At 58.3% G+C, this 14,998-nt stretch carries 18 protein-coding genes; 10 read left to right on the top strand and 8 right to left on the bottom strand.

From position 1 onward, the window contains the following. Window positions 1-203: 203 nt before the first annotated feature. From ACZZZ4_RS18915 to ACZZZ4_RS18925, 3 genes are all read left to right on the top strand, one after another. Window positions 204-380 carry a hypothetical protein gene (locus ACZZZ4_RS18915; protein ID WP_415763103.1) on the top strand — a complete coding sequence of 59 codons (177 nt, stop codon included), beginning with the start codon at window positions 204-206 and terminating at the stop codon, window positions 378-380. A gap of 133 nt (window positions 381-513) precedes the next feature. Continuing rightward, entirely contained in the window at window positions 514-729 is a 216-nt protein-coding gene (locus ACZZZ4_RS18920; RefSeq protein WP_039762109.1) for a hypothetical protein, read from the top strand. Window positions 730-897: 168 nt separating this feature from the next. Beyond that, on the top strand, window positions 898-1,128 hold the full coding sequence (locus ACZZZ4_RS18925) for a hypothetical protein (protein WP_463548440.1): 231 nt from the start codon (window positions 898-900) through the stop codon (window positions 1,126-1,128). 326 nt (window positions 1,129-1,454) lie between these two features. Here the strand turns inward: ACZZZ4_RS18925 and rtcR are convergent, their stop codons facing one another. Further along, entirely contained in the window at window positions 1,455-3,059 is a 1,605-nt protein-coding gene (gene rtcR, locus ACZZZ4_RS18930) for an RNA repair transcriptional activator RtcR (protein WP_463548441.1), read from the bottom strand. Window positions 3,060-3,255: 196 nt separating this feature from the next. On the opposite strand from rtcR, the gene ACZZZ4_RS18935 reads away from it, so the two are divergent. The 3 genes from ACZZZ4_RS18935 to ACZZZ4_RS18945 all read left to right on the top strand — a co-directional run bounded on the left by ACZZZ4_RS18935 (window position 3,256) and on the right by ACZZZ4_RS18945 (window position 6,135). After that, complete coding sequence (locus ACZZZ4_RS18935; RefSeq protein ID WP_415763100.1) at window positions 3,256-4,482, top strand: RtcB family protein; 1,227 nt, start codon at window positions 3,256-3,258, stop codon at window positions 4,480-4,482. A gap of 167 nt (window positions 4,483-4,649) precedes the next feature. Continuing rightward, window positions 4,650-5,675, top strand: coding sequence for an RNA 3'-terminal phosphate cyclase (gene rtcA, locus ACZZZ4_RS18940; RefSeq protein WP_463548442.1), 1,026 nt, complete (start codon window positions 4,650-4,652; stop codon window positions 5,673-5,675). Between the two features lie 172 nt (window positions 5,676-5,847). Continuing rightward, window positions 5,848-6,135 carry a hypothetical protein gene (locus tag ACZZZ4_RS18945; protein WP_129999108.1) on the top strand — a complete coding sequence of 96 codons (288 nt, stop codon included), beginning with the start codon at window positions 5,848-5,850 and terminating at the stop codon, window positions 6,133-6,135. An 82-nt stretch (window positions 6,136-6,217) separates the two neighbouring features. Here the strand turns inward: ACZZZ4_RS18945 and ACZZZ4_RS18950 are convergent, their stop codons facing one another. Beyond that, window positions 6,218-6,433 (bottom strand): hypothetical protein, encoded by a 216-nt coding sequence (locus ACZZZ4_RS18950; RefSeq protein ID WP_039762117.1) that lies wholly within the window; start codon window positions 6,431-6,433, stop codon window positions 6,218-6,220. A gap of 127 nt (window positions 6,434-6,560) precedes the next feature. Further along, on the bottom strand, window positions 6,561-6,836 hold the full coding sequence (locus ACZZZ4_RS18955; protein WP_415763097.1) for a hypothetical protein: 276 nt from the start codon (window positions 6,834-6,836) through the stop codon (window positions 6,561-6,563). 185 nt (window positions 6,837-7,021) lie between these two features. Here ACZZZ4_RS18955 and ACZZZ4_RS18960 point away from each other — a divergent pair, with 185 nt between their 5' ends. Then, entirely contained in the window at window positions 7,022-7,351 is a 330-nt protein-coding gene (locus ACZZZ4_RS18960; RefSeq protein ID WP_039762119.1) for a hypothetical protein, read from the top strand. Window positions 7,352-7,408: 57 nt separating this feature from the next. Here ACZZZ4_RS18960 and ACZZZ4_RS18965 read toward each other — a convergent pair whose 3' ends face one another. The 4 genes from ACZZZ4_RS18965 to ACZZZ4_RS18980 all read right to left on the bottom strand — a co-directional run bounded on the left by ACZZZ4_RS18965 (window position 7,409) and on the right by ACZZZ4_RS18980 (window position 11,375). Then, window positions 7,409-8,005 carry a hypothetical protein gene (locus tag ACZZZ4_RS18965; RefSeq protein ID WP_240783216.1) on the bottom strand — a complete coding sequence of 199 codons (597 nt, stop codon included), beginning with the start codon at window positions 8,003-8,005 and terminating at the stop codon, window positions 7,409-7,411. 52 nt (window positions 8,006-8,057) lie between these two features. Beyond that, window positions 8,058-9,002, bottom strand: a complete 945-nt coding sequence (locus ACZZZ4_RS18970; RefSeq protein WP_463548443.1) for an alpha/beta hydrolase — start codon at window positions 9,000-9,002, stop codon at window positions 8,058-8,060. 113 nt (window positions 9,003-9,115) lie between these two features. Further along, the gene (locus tag ACZZZ4_RS18975) at window positions 9,116-10,114 is read right to left on the bottom strand and encodes an NAD(P)H-quinone oxidoreductase (RefSeq protein WP_129999104.1); all 999 of its coding nucleotides are present in this window, start codon (window positions 10,112-10,114) and stop codon (window positions 9,116-9,118) included. 61 nt (window positions 10,115-10,175) lie between these two features. Further along, complete coding sequence (locus tag ACZZZ4_RS18980) at window positions 10,176-11,375, bottom strand: YbfB/YjiJ family MFS transporter (protein WP_463548444.1); 1,200 nt, start codon at window positions 11,373-11,375, stop codon at window positions 10,176-10,178. 111 nt (window positions 11,376-11,486) lie between these two features. Between ACZZZ4_RS18980 and ACZZZ4_RS18985 the strand changes: the two genes are divergently transcribed. Then, complete coding sequence (locus ACZZZ4_RS18985) at window positions 11,487-12,362, top strand: LysR family transcriptional regulator (protein ID WP_463548445.1); 876 nt, start codon at window positions 11,487-11,489, stop codon at window positions 12,360-12,362. Between the two features lie 179 nt (window positions 12,363-12,541). Further along, the gene (locus tag ACZZZ4_RS18990; protein ID WP_463548446.1) at window positions 12,542-13,027 is read left to right on the top strand and encodes a hypothetical protein; all 486 of its coding nucleotides are present in this window, start codon (window positions 12,542-12,544) and stop codon (window positions 13,025-13,027) included. A gap of 41 nt (window positions 13,028-13,068) precedes the next feature. Here ACZZZ4_RS18990 and ACZZZ4_RS18995 read toward each other — a convergent pair whose 3' ends face one another. Next, entirely contained in the window at window positions 13,069-13,791 is a 723-nt protein-coding gene (locus tag ACZZZ4_RS18995; RefSeq protein WP_039762127.1) for a pirin family protein, read from the bottom strand. Between the two features lie 219 nt (window positions 13,792-14,010). Here ACZZZ4_RS18995 and ACZZZ4_RS19000 point away from each other — a divergent pair, with 219 nt between their 5' ends. Then, window positions 14,011-14,961: a GlxA family transcriptional regulator gene (locus tag ACZZZ4_RS19000; RefSeq protein WP_039762128.1), complete on the top strand. Its 951-nt coding sequence runs from the start codon at window positions 14,011-14,013 to the stop codon at window positions 14,959-14,961. The last annotated feature ends 37 nt before the right edge of the window (window positions 14,962-14,998 follow it).

The following is a 14,998-nucleotide window of genomic DNA, read 5'->3' on the forward strand; positions in this document are numbered from 1 at the left end:
TTAGGCCAATGTTCAAAGCATTGGCCTTTTTCATGGGCGTAAGATTTGCGCGACTTCTGGATTCCGATCAAGCCTTCAACTCCAGGATGGCTCCCCTACTGTTGCCAGAAGGCCGGTAGAAAACGCATCGATCAAGGCATCCTTTTCCGCCATGCACGCGCAGCCATGTTGTTTAATACCAAATTCTTGAAAGGAGTCGAGTCATGGGCAAGGCGTTCAAGCAGCCAATGTTTGTTGTTGGGCTGCCACTTGCAATATGCGGCTTGGTTTTCGGCCTCAATGGTCTTCTTGTCAGCGGAACCTTTGCATATATCGCGCCTGGGCTATTGATACCTGGCTTGGCATTCATGTTGATAGGTTGGCTGCAACGGAATAAGTGATTTATCGGATAGTTGAGCCCCGTCGTAGAGCGGGGCTTTTTTATGTCCGCTCGTCGAGCGGATCGCACTCCAGGTATGCGCATCTTCTCTCACTAGTAAGCGCAGCCCCCTGCGCCACTGACAGGAGAAAATGATGATCGACGACAACAACGGCCCAGAAGCGCCATATCCGGGCCCGGGCGAGCAAACCCCTGACTCTGGCGAGGGTCATGATTCCGGTCTGGAGCAAGCTGAGTCTGAGCCAAAGCAGGGTACGGACGAACGACCAGAAGACTGGAATCCGCCACCCGGTAATCCTGGCTCCGATCAAGATGCCCAGACGGGCCGCGACAATGGCGGCGCGAAGTAGGGGTCATGAACTCAAACGTTCAGAAAACCCGGCCATTGCGCCGGGTTTATTTATTGCCGTCGTCCTTGGAGTAACAGCGGGAACACAATCGCCGGACAAGACGCGTTCAGTTGAAACTTCCTTCTCAACAAGACGATCTCTTGAGCACCAGCAAACAGGAGATCGGCGATGAAATGTTATCTATGCGGGCTTGAGGTGCGGGCAACGGAAGAAGCTCACGGCGGCGAACTTATCGAATGTGCGGACTGCGGCATTTACAGAATTTCAGGCTTGGTCCTGAAAGAGCTTGGGAACAAGAAAATCGATTTTGCAAAAATGCGCGACGATCTGCATCGCCAGCGGCAGGTTGATTCTACGGACGTGGCCGAGATCAACACTGAGACAGTGATCTGGGTTTGAGCGGAACGTCTTCGAATAATTGAAGCCAAACGGCGCCGGCGCTGGACGTTTCGATCCAGGCGCCGGCAACTAGCATGTTCACTCAACGATGCAGATCCAGCGGTGGTTGTAGCGGTAAGGCGCACGAGTGAAATGGACGTCTGAGACCATCTTCATGCCGCGCTCTTGAAGCGCTTCGGTCAATTGTACGAGTGTCTCTGCCTGGATAGTCATTGCTGTCACCTCGTCAGATTTACTGCGTTCATAATTCTTGACCGAGAGATCAGGCGGCTAATTCATTTTTTCTACGGTCATCATTGAGGCTATGTGTTCAGGGGCGTTGCACTTCACCTCGTGCCTGCGATCTCAGCCCATTCAAGTCCGAACCGCCTCAAATACTTCCTCAAGCGATCGGCATCATTGGGCTGCGCCTTGGCCTGCCGGGAAACACCGAACAGCTGTCGACCGGCATCTGACAGACTATCCGCCTGCCGACATACGTCGATAACCGCCTTCAGTTGCAAGCGGTCGAACAAGTCCATGCTCTCGCCATCTCCCGGCAAGTCAGCTGACAATGCAGTGGGTTGCGCCAAGCCCCAGGCATACCGCAATCGATCGATCTCATCGTCCACCTGCGCTTCATCGATACGCCCGCTGTCGGCCAACGTCGCCATCCGCGTAATCGATGCGGACAGTTCGCGAAAGTTGCCCAGCCAGGTTGCTTCGCGTGAGCTGGCGAATGCCAGGTAGCGTCGGCGCGCTTCGAGATTGAAACGCACCCGCTGCCCATGCTCGCGAGCATGGCGTTCCAGTTCGAAATCGATATTTGGCTCGATATCCTCGCGGCGACCGGCCAGGCCGGGCAGGTCGAACGTCCATAGATTGATCCGAGCGTACAGGTCCTCGCGAAACGCGCCTTCGGCGACCCGGCTGCGCAGGTCGCGGTGGGTGCCAGCGATGATCAGGAAATCACTCTCCACTTCCTTGTCCGAGCCCAGCGGGAAGAAGCGTTTCTCTTCGATTGCCTTCAACAGCATTGCTTGTTCGTCTGCGCCAAGCTCGCCGATTTCATCGAGAAACAACATTCCCCCATCGGCGGCGCGCAGCAGGCCATCGCGAGCGTTTTGCGCACCGGTGAAGGCACCTTTGACGTGACCGAACAGGGTTGACATCGCACCGTCGCCACGCAGGGTGGCGCAGTTCACTTCGACAAAGCGTCCCTGCATCTGATGGCGATTGCGTTTGAGTTCGTAGATGCGTCGGGCCAGGAAGGATTTGCCGGCGCCGGTCGGACCGATCAGCAGCATCGGTGCTTTGGAGCGCACCGCTACGCGTTCGATCTGTTCAATGGAACGGTTAAATGCAGAGTTGCGCGTGGCGATGCCGGACTTGAGAAACTCCAGGCCTTCCAGGCGCTTGCTGGCGAAGCGTGAGGCGATGCGATCATAACGCGACAGGTCGAGATCGATCAGCGCATGCGTACCGCAGGCGGGCTCGTTATCGCTGTTGCGCTTGGCGGGGGAGGTCTGGATCAGGCGGGCCGGCAGATAGCGCGCTTCGGTAAGCAAGAACCAGCAGATCTGCGCGACGTGGGTGCCGGTGGTGATGTGGACGAGGTAATCCTCGGTCTCGGTGTCGAAGTTGTAAGCCGTGGTGAAATCGTGCAGGGCGCCGTAGACCTCCTCGAAATCCCAGGGATTGCGCAGCGCCATCGGATGCAGGCGCACTTCGGTCCCTGGAGATGTCTGCTGAATATCGACAGTAACGCGCTCCGCGAGGCTGACGTCGCGCGCATCGAGGCCGTGAATCAGTTCAAGCCGATAGATCGGCAGATTGGCTTGTTGGCACAGGCCGACTGTGGGACGCCAGTGGCTCCAACGGTTTGCGCCCTTACCGACGCGATCGAGAGTGGCTCCGATAAATCCGATAGCGACCGTGAGTTTTTCAGACATGCTTATCTCAGAAGATAAATGACGATAGACAATGATAATTTCTTTGAGGCGGTTTTGTCGTCGATTGCTCGCCGAGACCGACTCAGAAAATTAATAATTCCTTCTGAATCAAGTGGATGCATTAAATAGTAAGGCGCGACGGCGAAGCTGGCACAGCGGCTGCAACGCTCATGCAAAAAAACAGGGACACCGATTTATGAAAGATCAAAGCTACCAGCTCCTCGAAGTCGCCAACGGCAAGCCAATCAAACTGTGGACCGAAGGTGTCCCAGTTGAGAACGAAGCCCGCGCACAGTTGATGAACACGGCAAAAATGCCATTCATCTTCAAGCATCTGGCGGTCATGCCTGACGTGCATTTAGGCAAGGGATCGACCATCGGCAGCGTGATCCCGACAGTTGGCGCGATCATTCCGGCAGCGGTGGGCGTCGACATCGGTTGCGGCATGATCGCTGCGCGTACGTCGCTGACGGCTGCAGATCTGCCAGACAACCTGCATGGATTGCGTACTGCAATCGAACAAGCGGTGCCACATGGCCGCAGTTCCAATCGTTCGGGGCGAGACAAAGGCGCGTGGGACGAGATTCCTCAGCAGGCTGATCAGGCCTGGGCGGGGTTGCAGCCGCGCTTCAAGCTGATCACCGACAAGTATCCGAAATTGGCCAACACCAACAATCGTGGGCATCTGGGGACGCTCGGCAGCGGCAACCACTTTGTCGAAGTGTGCCTGGATGAAGCCAACCGGGTCTGGTTCATGTTGCACAGTGGCTCACGTGGTGTCGGCAACGCCATCGGCAACCTGTTCATCCAATTGGCCCAAGCCGATATGCGCCAGCACATCGCCAACCTGCCGGACCGTGACCTGGCCTATTTCGAAGAAGGCAGCCGACATTTTGATGACTATGTGGAGGCTGTGGGCTGGGCGCAGGATTTCGCCCGACAGAACCGCGAACTGATGATGCGTGCGGTGATTCAGGCGACGCGGCAGATCATTCGCAAGCCTTTCGAGGTCGCGATCGAAGCGGTGAACTGCCATCACAACTATGTGCAGAAGGAGCGGCATTTTGGTCAAGACGTACTGATCACGCGCAAGGGCGCGGTGTCGGCGAAGAAGGGTGAACTGGGGATTATTCCGGGCTCGATGGGGGCCAAGAGCTTCATCGTTCGCGGGCTGGGCAACGAGGAGTCGTTCAATTCCTGCAGTCATGGCGCTGGGCGCACCATGAGCCGTACCAAGGCAAAAAATACGTTCACCGTCGCCGATCAGATTCGCGCCACTGCCCACGTGGAGTGCCGCAAGGACGAAGCGGTCATCGACGAAATTCCGATGGCCTACAAGGACATCGACAAAGTCATGCACGCCCAGCGTGAGCTGGTGGAAGTGCTGCACACCTTGCGTCAGGTGGTGTGCGTCAAGGGATAGCAACCCGTGCTGGCGAGAACGCCTGCGAAGTCGCCTGGCTCTGTTACTGGTGCATCGCAGCTGAACTCTAGCGCGAAATCCCGACATTATTCAGAACTCAGTAATACCTGCGACGGCTGCATCGATACCTCAGGAACACCGTAGCGCCGTACGCATAAGGATTGGCAATGAAAGAAATGATTGAACTGGACGGCGCCATTGGTGGCGGCCAGGTGTTGCGCAGTGCGCTGAGCCTGTCGATGGTGACAGGCCGGGCGTTTCGCATTAAACAGATTCGCGCCAGACGCAGCCGTCCTGGATTGCTGCGTCAGCATCTGACAGCCGTGATGGCGGCGGCCGAGGTTTGTGGTGCACGGATCTGCGGTGCGCATTTGGGCTCGCAGGCCTTGAGCTTCGAACCGGGCGCAATCCGCGCAGGTGATTTCAAGTTCGCCATCGGCACGGCGGGCAGTTGCACGCTGGTTCTGCAGACTTTGCTGCCAGCCCTGATGCGGGCGCCGCAGGCCAGTCGAGTGACGATCTCTGGCGGCACGCACAATCCGCTGGCGCCCCCGACTGAATTCCTCTCGCGCAGTTGGCTACCGCTGCTGCGACGCATGGGCGGGGTTGTCGAACTGGACTTGGTGCGTCATGGTTTTGCGCCGGCCGGCGGTGGTGAGGTTGAAGTGCGAGTGCAGCCTTCGAGCCTGATGCGTCTGGATCTGTGTGAGCGCGGCGAGGCGCTTTCACAACAGGCTCTGGCGCTGACTGCCGGACTTGCGCCCACTGTCGCTCAACGAGAACTGAGTCAGGTGGCCAAGCGTTTGAACTGGCCATCGGCGGCGCTGCAACCGGTGACGATTGATCCGGAACGCGGCCCGGGCAATGTGTTATTGCTGGAATATGTTTTCGAACATGTCACTGAGGTGTTCAGTGCGTTTGGCCAAGTGTCTTTGCGCGCCGAGAAGGTCGCTGATGCCGCGATCAATCAGGCTGCGGACTGGCTGCGCAGTGATGCGGCGGTCGCGGAGCACCTGGCCGATCAGTTGCTGCTGCCAATGGCGCTGGCCGGTGGCGGATCGTTCACCACGCCGCGCATGACGGATCATTTACGCAGCAACATTGAAGTCATTCAGATGTTTTTGCCGGTTCGTTTCGATTGCCGAGAGGAGGGCGGCGATCGCTTGCAGATAGACGTTTTACAAACCGATTAAGCGTCCTGCGATACCGAAGGCAGTCGCAAAGCTTCGCTGAGCGCGCCGCTAGCCTTCAGCCATTAGCACATCCGACCTAATTGCCCCTGTTCCGGCTCGACTTTAAAGTCCTTTCGCTTGGCATCTAATTGCCAGAATTTTTCCGGTATGAAAATCAAAAAGGTCGATCTGCATGAACTCATCAAGGACTATCCCGGTTCTCGCTTTACTCGCAACATTGGCGCTCGCAGTTACTGGATGCCAGACCGTAAAGCCGGGAGAGAGTGATCTCAAGAATCGCGCACAGACCACCATTGGCAAACCTGTAATCAAGGTGTCCAACATCCGCAGCGACTTCAATACAACTTTCTATACCGCTCAAACCGAAAGCGGTGAATATACGTGCGAACTGCCGAGCGGCCCGATGGTTGCCCTGGGTTCCATGGGCATGGGGCTGGGCGCTCAGTGCACCAAGCAATGAATAACCAGTCTCTTCGCCGCTAAAAAGAAAGGCCAATGTCGATGACATTGGCCTTTTCTCTATAACGAATACTCGGCGCAGATCAGCTGTTTTTCGAGTTCAGCTTGCGCAGTTCTTCGTAGGTCGCCGACTGCACGAACCAGAAGCCGGAGACGATGCACCAGCCCAGGGTGCCGCCTACGAACATGCCGAGACCCGAAAGAAAGCTCTGGCTCATCATGAACAGAGACACGATCAGGATGACTGCGAGTGCGATGTAGAGAACGATGTTGTTGACGCCGATGACGAAATCTTTCATTTGCATTCCTTGGGTGTATTTTTCTCTGGCCACCCTCTATGGTCGCCAGTGCGCGCATCATATTGATATCACCCTGTGCTGCGCTAGTTTCGACATCGGGTTTTCGTTACTAAAAGCGAAACCACTCTTACTGAGCGGGTTTTTTATCTATGTCGCTGGAGTCGCTCGACGTCGCGGCATCCTTCTCTGTCTCATGCGGCTGTGAACCTGCGTTGGCGCCTGACGACTCTTCGCCTTTCTTGTTCGCCTTCTCATCATGGTCGCGAGAGCTTTCTGCATGATTGACACCGGGCAGGGCGGTGGCAGGGGTCGCGGCACCCGCTGTCGTTTCGGCTGCCCAAGCGTGAAGCGGGCCAAGCAGGCACAGGCTGGAAAACGACAGGGCGAGCATTTTCTTGTTCATCACATTGGCCTTCTACGCGGTGGGATGTGCTGCGTTGGATAGGCCTGCCGGCCAAAGGTGCGCGGTACTGGACGAGCGGCGAATTCACCTTCGATAAAAAAATCCCGACAGCAGGCAAATTGCTGGCCCCCAGACGCAATGCACCCCGGCAAAATCGCCTCTTTTCAAAAGGTTAGGCTGGCAATATGCGGACGATTGTCATCACCGTTGCGGCGTTTTCCCTGGCTTTGATCGCCTCGGGAGTGCAGGCAAGAGAGTTAAGCAAAGGCCATCGCTTTGCCTGTACCTGGGGCTCGGACATTGCTGCCGGTGCGCAGCAATCCAAGCTGTCAGGGGTTTCGCTGTATGGCGCGCGCAAGCAACTGCAGGTTCGCCGCTTCCAGCAGCCGTGGATGCGCATGACCGCGATGGGCATTACCGAGCAGACCTACAACAGCAGTTCGAAGCTCAAACCGGCAGCGGTCAAGCAGACCTATTACGAGCAATGCGTACGCCACGAATTGGCAAGGCGATAAGCGAAAGCCCGACCTGACCAGGTTGGGCTTTTGGGTGCCTGGGCGCTAGTGATGTATTCAGTCGACGATCACACGTTCGTTGTCGTCGTCACTCAAGCATATGGTCAACTGCTGACCATCTTCGGTGAACGCACAATGGGGCAGCGACATTTGCCTGGCGACATAAATGGGCACGCCAATAAATACCGTCAATATGAGAATCGCCGTGGCCGATCTCCCGATCATCGCCCAAAGCGAGGGCGCGCGTTGCTTCCTCAGTCTGGAACGCAAAAACAGGCCGAGTCCCAACAACAACGCGCCGATGAGCATCGCGCTACCGATTTCGTGAGGACTGATGCTGTAGATGCGCTGTTCCGCGTCGTCGGGATAGTTGATCTGCCACCACATGCCGATGGCCAAAGGCATAAGGCCCGCAAGTATGCAGGCATTAATTGCTCCCGGTATGCGCGCCAGCATGGCCAACAACAAAGCTACAGTGGCCGCGACCCATCCACTGGCGAACAGTTGTCCACCGATTCCGCCCATGAAGGTACCGCCGACGTCGATCGGGGTCAGCAGATTCCAGTCATAGAAAGCGCTGTGCAGCAGTAGTGAAAGTACAGCTAGCCAGCAAATCGGGTAATAAATCCATCGGGCGTTGGGGCGGGTTAACACACTCAGTCCTTTTTGTGGTGTCGGAAGCGGCGCCAGTATGCCAGTACGTCGGTCAGGAGTCGCTAGAGCCTTTGGCCACTGCTGGTCCGGCAACCTTGGGCAGCGGTTTGCTTTGCATCAACGCATCCAGAGCCTTGCGATAACCCTGGCGACCGAGCGCCATGCTGTTGTTGTGCGTCGCTCCGGGCACCATCAGCAGGCGTTTGGGCTGCTCAGCGGCATTGAACAGCTGCTCGCTGAAGCGCGGCGGCACGAAGGCATCAGCCAGGCCATGCACCACCAGCAGCGGCATGTGAATGTCGGCAATCTTGTCGATGGAGTCGAATTTCTGTGAAAGCAGCCAGCGCACCGGGAGCGAGGTATTGGCCACCGCGGCAGCCACATCGGCCAGGGAAGTGAAGGTTGACTCAATGACCAGACCGCGCACCGGCAGAGGCGTGTGGTTACGCGCGGCGTTCTTTCCGAGCTCAGCGGCCAGATCGATCGCCACTGCGCCACCGAGAGAATGACCGTAGATCAGGCGTTTGTTCGGATCCGGTTGCAACAGTTGGAAGCGTTCCCACGCAACGCGGGCATCTTCATAAACGCTGCTCTCCGACGGCAGATCGCCCTTGCTCTGGCCAAACCCGCGATAATCGATAGCCAACACCGAATAACCCGCCGCCCGTAGCTGTTCGATGCGAAACAGTTGCCCGGTGAGGTTCCAGCGCACGCCATGCAAATAGAGGATTGCCGGGGCATTGGCACGTTCCGCAGGCCACCACCAGGCATGGATGTTCTGCCCGGCCTTGAAGCTCTTCGGTTGCAGATCGAGTTCCTGAACACTGTTCGGCAGACCGCGATACCAGCCGGCAGTCCCCGGCTCGATGCGAAAAAGCAACTTGCGCTCGGTGTGTTCCAGTACGGCACAACTCGTCGGCACGCCAATAATCAGCGCGGCCATCATGGCGAACGCCAGGCGGCGGCGTCGCAGACGAGTCAGGAAAGACAGGAACATTAATCGTTTCACCACTGCGCAGACAAAGAACGCTTTTTACCAGATGCCTCGGTCTGCGCGGGATTATTTTCGACCACCGTGCATGCGCAACGATTACAAGATGCTGCAATCGCTCATGCCACTTGCAGCACGATCTTGCCGATATGATCGCCGCCCTCCATGCGGGCATGGGCCTGAGCCGCGTCAGCCAGCGGATATACTTTATCGATGATCGGCAGACAGCGCCCGGCGCTGAGGGCAGGCCACACGTGTTCTAGCAGTTGATCGGCGATGGCGGCTTTTTCCGCAGCGGTGCGTGCACGCAGCAATGAACCGGTGACGACGGCGCGTTTGCCAAGGATCGCCAGCAGATCGATGTCATTGGCGCGGGCGCCGCCGAGGAAACCGAGCATGACCAGTCGGCCGTCCATCGCCAGTGCGCTGATGTTGCCGTTCAGATACGAGCCACCCATGATGTCGAGAATCACGTTCACGCCTTGATCTGCGGTCTTCTCGGCAATGACCTTGGCGAAGTCCTCTTCTCGATAGTTGATCGGCTGCCCGTGAAGTTTGCTGATTGCAGCGCATTTTTCAGCGCTGCCTGCGGTGGCGAAGGCCTCGATACCGAATTCGCGACAGAGCATCAGCGCGGTGGTGCCGATGCCGCTCGTGCCGCCGTGAATCAGCACGCGCTGGCCGGCCTTGGCCCCGCCGAGGCCGAACAGGTTGGCCCATACGGTGAAAAAGGTTTCCGGAATCGCGGCGGCCTGAATCCAGTCGACACCGTCCGGCACAGGCAAAGTCTGGCCGGCTGGAACCGCGCAGTATTCGGCGTAACCGCCGCCATTGGTCAGCGCGCAGACGCGATCGCCGACTGTGAACCGAGTTACTCCGGCCCCCAGTGCAACCACTTCACCAGCCACTTCCAGGCCGGGAATCGGGTCCATGCCGGGTTTCATCGGATACTTGCCGGCACGCTGCAGGGCGTCCGGGCGATTGATACCGGCGGCGTGAACGTGGATCAGCACTTGGCCTTCGGCAACGCTTGGCAGAGGCACGCGTCTGGCTTGCAATACTTCCGGGCCGCCGGGTTCGGTGATTTCAATACGGGTCATTTCATTGGGCAGTGACATTGTCGATTCCTGTGAAAAAGGTCGTGTAGATGGGAGCGCTGCGAGCGCGCAATGATTCCCTTCAGTTCGCCGCGCAACGAGTTTGAGTCGCAGCGGGCAGCCAGCGCATGGCTTGCTCCAGCAGCAGGGCAATCACGATCGCGCCGGCGGCGATCACAAACAGCAGCGTATGCTGGCCGCCCGAAGCATTGAACAGCGCCGAATAGGCAAACCCCGCCAGTGCCTGAAAGGTAGCGAACGACACGGTTGCGCGGCTCCAGGCGATCTGCTGATGGTGATGCGACGGCACCAGCTCATGCACCCGCGCCAACGCCAGCGGTACGATGCCCGGCGGGAACGAGCCGAGGATCACCGCGAGTAACGCCAGCGCCAGAAACGAATCGGAGACGGTTAGCAGACCCAACGCAACCGCTTGCACCACCAACACCAGACGGATGCCAGCGCGGGCGCCAAGCTGGTCGGCCAGAAAACCGTACGTGACCGGTCCGACAATCGCCCCCAGGCCGTACATGACCCAGACCAGTGCGCCGATATGCGCCCCCGCGCTGAGTCCGCGGGCCACGTAATCCACCAGAAACACCATGGCAGGCACCAGCCCGGCAGCCATGAACGCGTATTGAGCGAACAACAGGTAAACGCCCGGCGGTGTCGGCTCATGGGCCAGCGTCGTGTGCGCCGCCGCGGTATGCGCGGTATCGGCAGGCCAGCCGAACCAGCTCAACGCGGTCAGTAATAACGCCAGCGCGCCCAGCCCCAGCCAGGTTGCCTGCAAACCAAGAGCCAACAGCGGCGGCACGAGGGTTCCGGAACCGGCAATCCCGAGGCCGATGCCAAGGAAGATTGCGCCACTGGCCAAACCTCTGCGAGAAGCCGGAACGTGAGGCAGCACGGTTGCCGCGACCAGCACCATGATCGCCCCACCGGCAATGCCGGACAGCAAGCGCCAACCGAAGAACCAGCTCACCGACAGCGGATAAGCACAGGCAAAAAACGCTGCCGTGACAGCCAGCATCATCAGCCGCAAGGCGTTACGGTTACCCAGTCGATGAGCCATGGGCCGACCGAGGAGGGCACCAATCAAGTAACCGACCAGATTGGCCGCGCCGAGATAGACGACATCGTTGGCCGAAAACCACTGCGCCTGAATCAGCGAAGGGATCAAGGGCGTGTAAGCGAAACGCGCCAGGCCAATGCTGACCAGGCTGGCGCAGAGTCCGGCGAAAATCGGCAGCCAGATACCTGAAGAGTCTGAAGTACGCATGATAGCGATCTCACAAGAGGTGTATGGCCCTCAGCTTATCGGCTATCGTTGCTGCGCATATGCAGCGATTAAGCGGCACACTGATGCAGAAATGCTTCTAAGAGGATCAGCATGAATTGGGATGATGCGCGAGTGTTTCTGGCGGTCTGTCGCGAGTCGACATTGCGTGGGGCTGCGCGGGTTCTGGGCGTCGACCAGGCCACGGTCGGACGGCGTGTCACCGCGCTGGAGAAGTCGTTGAGCGCGACGCTGTTCCTGCGCACATCCGATGGTTACGCGCTGACCGCCGTCGGCGAGGCGGCACTCAGAAGTGTGGAAAAAATGGAGCATTCGGCGCTGGAACTGGAGCGGCACATTCATGGGCTGGATGATCGGCTGACCGGTAACGTACGGGTCAGCACCACCGACTCGCTGGCCATCGACTTCATCATCCCTGCGATGGCGCGCCTGCATGATCAACATCCGGATGTGCAGATCCAGTTGGATGCGTCGACGCAAATTCTCAGTCTGGCCAAGCGCGAGGCCGATATCGCCGTGCGCAATACCCGGCCGGATAACCCGGATCTCATCGCCCGGCGAATCGCCCGCTGGCCTGTAGGACTTTTCGCTGCGCGGGCCTACGTCGACCGCCATGGCGAACCGCAGCCCGGCAGTGCTTTCGAGGGCCACGATCTGGTGGTGTATCAGCCGTATTTGCAGAGCAAAAAAGACCTCACGCTAGTGTCCGAGCCGTTAAGCCGTGGGCGCATCGTCGCCACGCTCAGTTCCAGCCTTTTGGTGCGTCGCTCCATTGCCGCCGGCCTCGGGGTAGGGGAGATTCCTGTGTACATGGGCGAACGCGACGGCCTGGTCAGACTCTGGCCGGAGCGGACCCGGCCGTTGCCGTATGAAGTGTGGCTGGTCACTCACGCCGACCTGCGTCACACCGCGCGAGTACGTGCGGCCATCGAGCAAATCGTTGAGGCTTTTGCGCTGGAAAACCAATAGTGGATTCAGGGTTTTGCCGAGGCTACAACGTCTGACGAAACAGCCTACGTCCGAGGCAGAATGGGCCGGCTTGTCGCCGAGGGCGATGAAATCTATTGTGACTGCAGTTGGATGCAGACCTCGGTCCCGCATCGAAACGAAGAGCCAGGGAAGGCCTCGGTAGCCATAAAGGTGTCGAATTGAAAATCAGGGAAGTGAATCAATATGCAGGCACGGACAGATCGGACGCAGGTCAGAAAAGGCAAACCATGAGCAGCATAAGTCGCGAAGAATTCGATGCCAGGATAGAGACCATCGAGACGAGGATGGACGGCCGCGTGGCAGAAATGCGCGCCGACATTCGCGGGTTCCTGGCTGCTCAGGCAGAGCGGGATAAGGCCCTGCAGGAGCGGGACAAACGTTATGACGTGATGTGGATGGGCGTGCAGAAAATTGCCGACGAATCGCGGGAAGCGATCAGGCAGGCATCGACGGTAAAGGCCCATTACTGGGCGGCCACCACCGTGCATTTCCTCGGCGTGGCCTCTTTGCTGGTTGGCGCGCATTTCGCCAATCAGGCGGCGGTGTTGACCACGATACAAACCACCCTGGCAGCGATTCAGATTGGCAAAGAGGTCTCTGCCCCCAAACCAGTTGAACGACCCTCAACGGCGTCGCCGCAATAAAAAACGGCCTTCAGTGGAAGGCCGCTGTGCATCGCGCCAGATCATGGCATTTCCGGCAACTCCTGAGGGCGCAAGTCGAACACCAGAACCTCTGCATCGACGCCGTTGCTCAAGGTAAGCAGCTGTTCTTCACGAACCCGCACGCCGTCGCCTTCCTGCAAGGCTTGGCCGTTGAGTTCGACACTGCCACGCGCAACGTGCACGTACGCGTAACGATTGGCCGGCAATTTCAGCGTGGCACTTTCCTCGCCGTCGAATAACCCGGCATAGACACGCGCATCCTGACGGACTTTCAGAGAGCCGTTGTTGCCGTCCGGCGAGATGATCAGTTGCAGGCGACCGCGTTTTTTCTCCGCGCTGAAGTGTTCCTGTTGGTAGCGCGGTTTGGCGCCGCTGACGTCCGGCACAATCCAGATTTGCAGGAAGTGCACGGGCTTGGTGGCCGAGTGGTTGAATTCACTGTGCGCCACGCCGCTGCCGGCGCTCATCAACTGTACATCGCCGGGGCGGATCACCGAACCAGTACCGAGAGTGTCCTTGTGTTCCAGCGCGCCCTCGAGCACGTAGGAGAAAATCTCCATGTCGCGGTGCGGATGCTGGCCAAAACCTTTACCGGCGGCGACCCGGTCGTCGTTGATCACCAGCAGGTCGGAGAAACCCTGTTCACGCGGGTTGCGGTAATTGGCGAAAGAGAAGGTGTGAAACGACTTCAACCAGCCGTGATTGGCGAGGCCGCGATCGGAGGCTTTGCGAAGAGTCAGCATGATGAAATCTCCTGGCGGGACGTGAATTCGTCCGAGTGAGGAGAAGGTTACTGGTTACCCGACGAGGCAATAAGTAGATGGAAATTGAAAGACTGTCCGGTTCAGGTTGACAGTTTTGCGTTATGGTTCACCCATTCGATTATGCTGATCACGCCGGAGTCAGCCTTGATGCCCCGGCTGCAGCGTAAATATTGGCCCTTGAAATGTGTGATGCCCTCCATGAAAACCGTGGCAATGGTGCTGTTTCCTGACTTTCTGATGCTCGACATGGCCGGGCCGCTGGAAGTGTTTTCAGTCGCCAACCGTTATCTGAAATCTGATTTGCACTATCAACTGACGACGTTAGGCACGGAGCGCGGCTTGCTGAGGGCTTCCAATGGCGTGCAGGTCCAGGCTGATCTGCACATCGACGAAGCGGCCGAGCGCTATGATCTGTTATTGGTGCCCGGCGGCCCTGGCGCCTACAACCAGAGATTTCCCGAACTGTTCGCCTGGTTGAGAAACGCCGTGCCGCGCGCCGAACGCTACGGTTCGATTTGCACTGGCGCTTTTATCCTCGGCCATGCCTGCCTGCTCGATGGCTATCGCGTCACCACGCACTGGAATTACACCGAGCGCCTGATCAAGGCTTTTCCAAAAACTACGGTGACCACCGACCAGATCTACGTTGAGGATCGCAATCTGATCACGTCGGGGGGCGTGACCGCTGGCATCGATCTGGCGCTGGCGGTGGTGGCCCGGGATCACGGCAAGAAAATCGCCCAGGATGTGGCCAAGGTCTTGTTGGTGGTGATGAAACGCCAGGGTGGGCAGGCGCAATTCAGCCCTTTGATGGCAGCAGTCTCGCCGCAAGAGACGCCTGTCACCCGCGTACAGAATTACGTGCTTGAACACTTGGACGAAGCCTTTACCGTCGAGCGCATGGCCGGATTGGCGAATATGAGCGCACGGCACTTCGCTCGGCTGTTCGCCCGTGACGTCAACATGACTCCAATGGAGTTTCTGCAGAATGCCCGCATCGACTGCGCGCGCAGCCTGCTGGAAACCAGCGATCTGCCCCTGAAGACCATTGCTTATAAAAGTGGCTTCGGCAGCGTTCGGCACATGCGCTCGCTGTTCGCCGAAAAGCTTGGTCTTACACCGTTGCAATACCGGGAACAGTTCAGCTAGAGCGGTTCTGTCCGTCTGGCGCAGCCGGATGTCCGTA

The organism is Pseudomonas sp. AC252 (genome assembly GCF_979258105.1).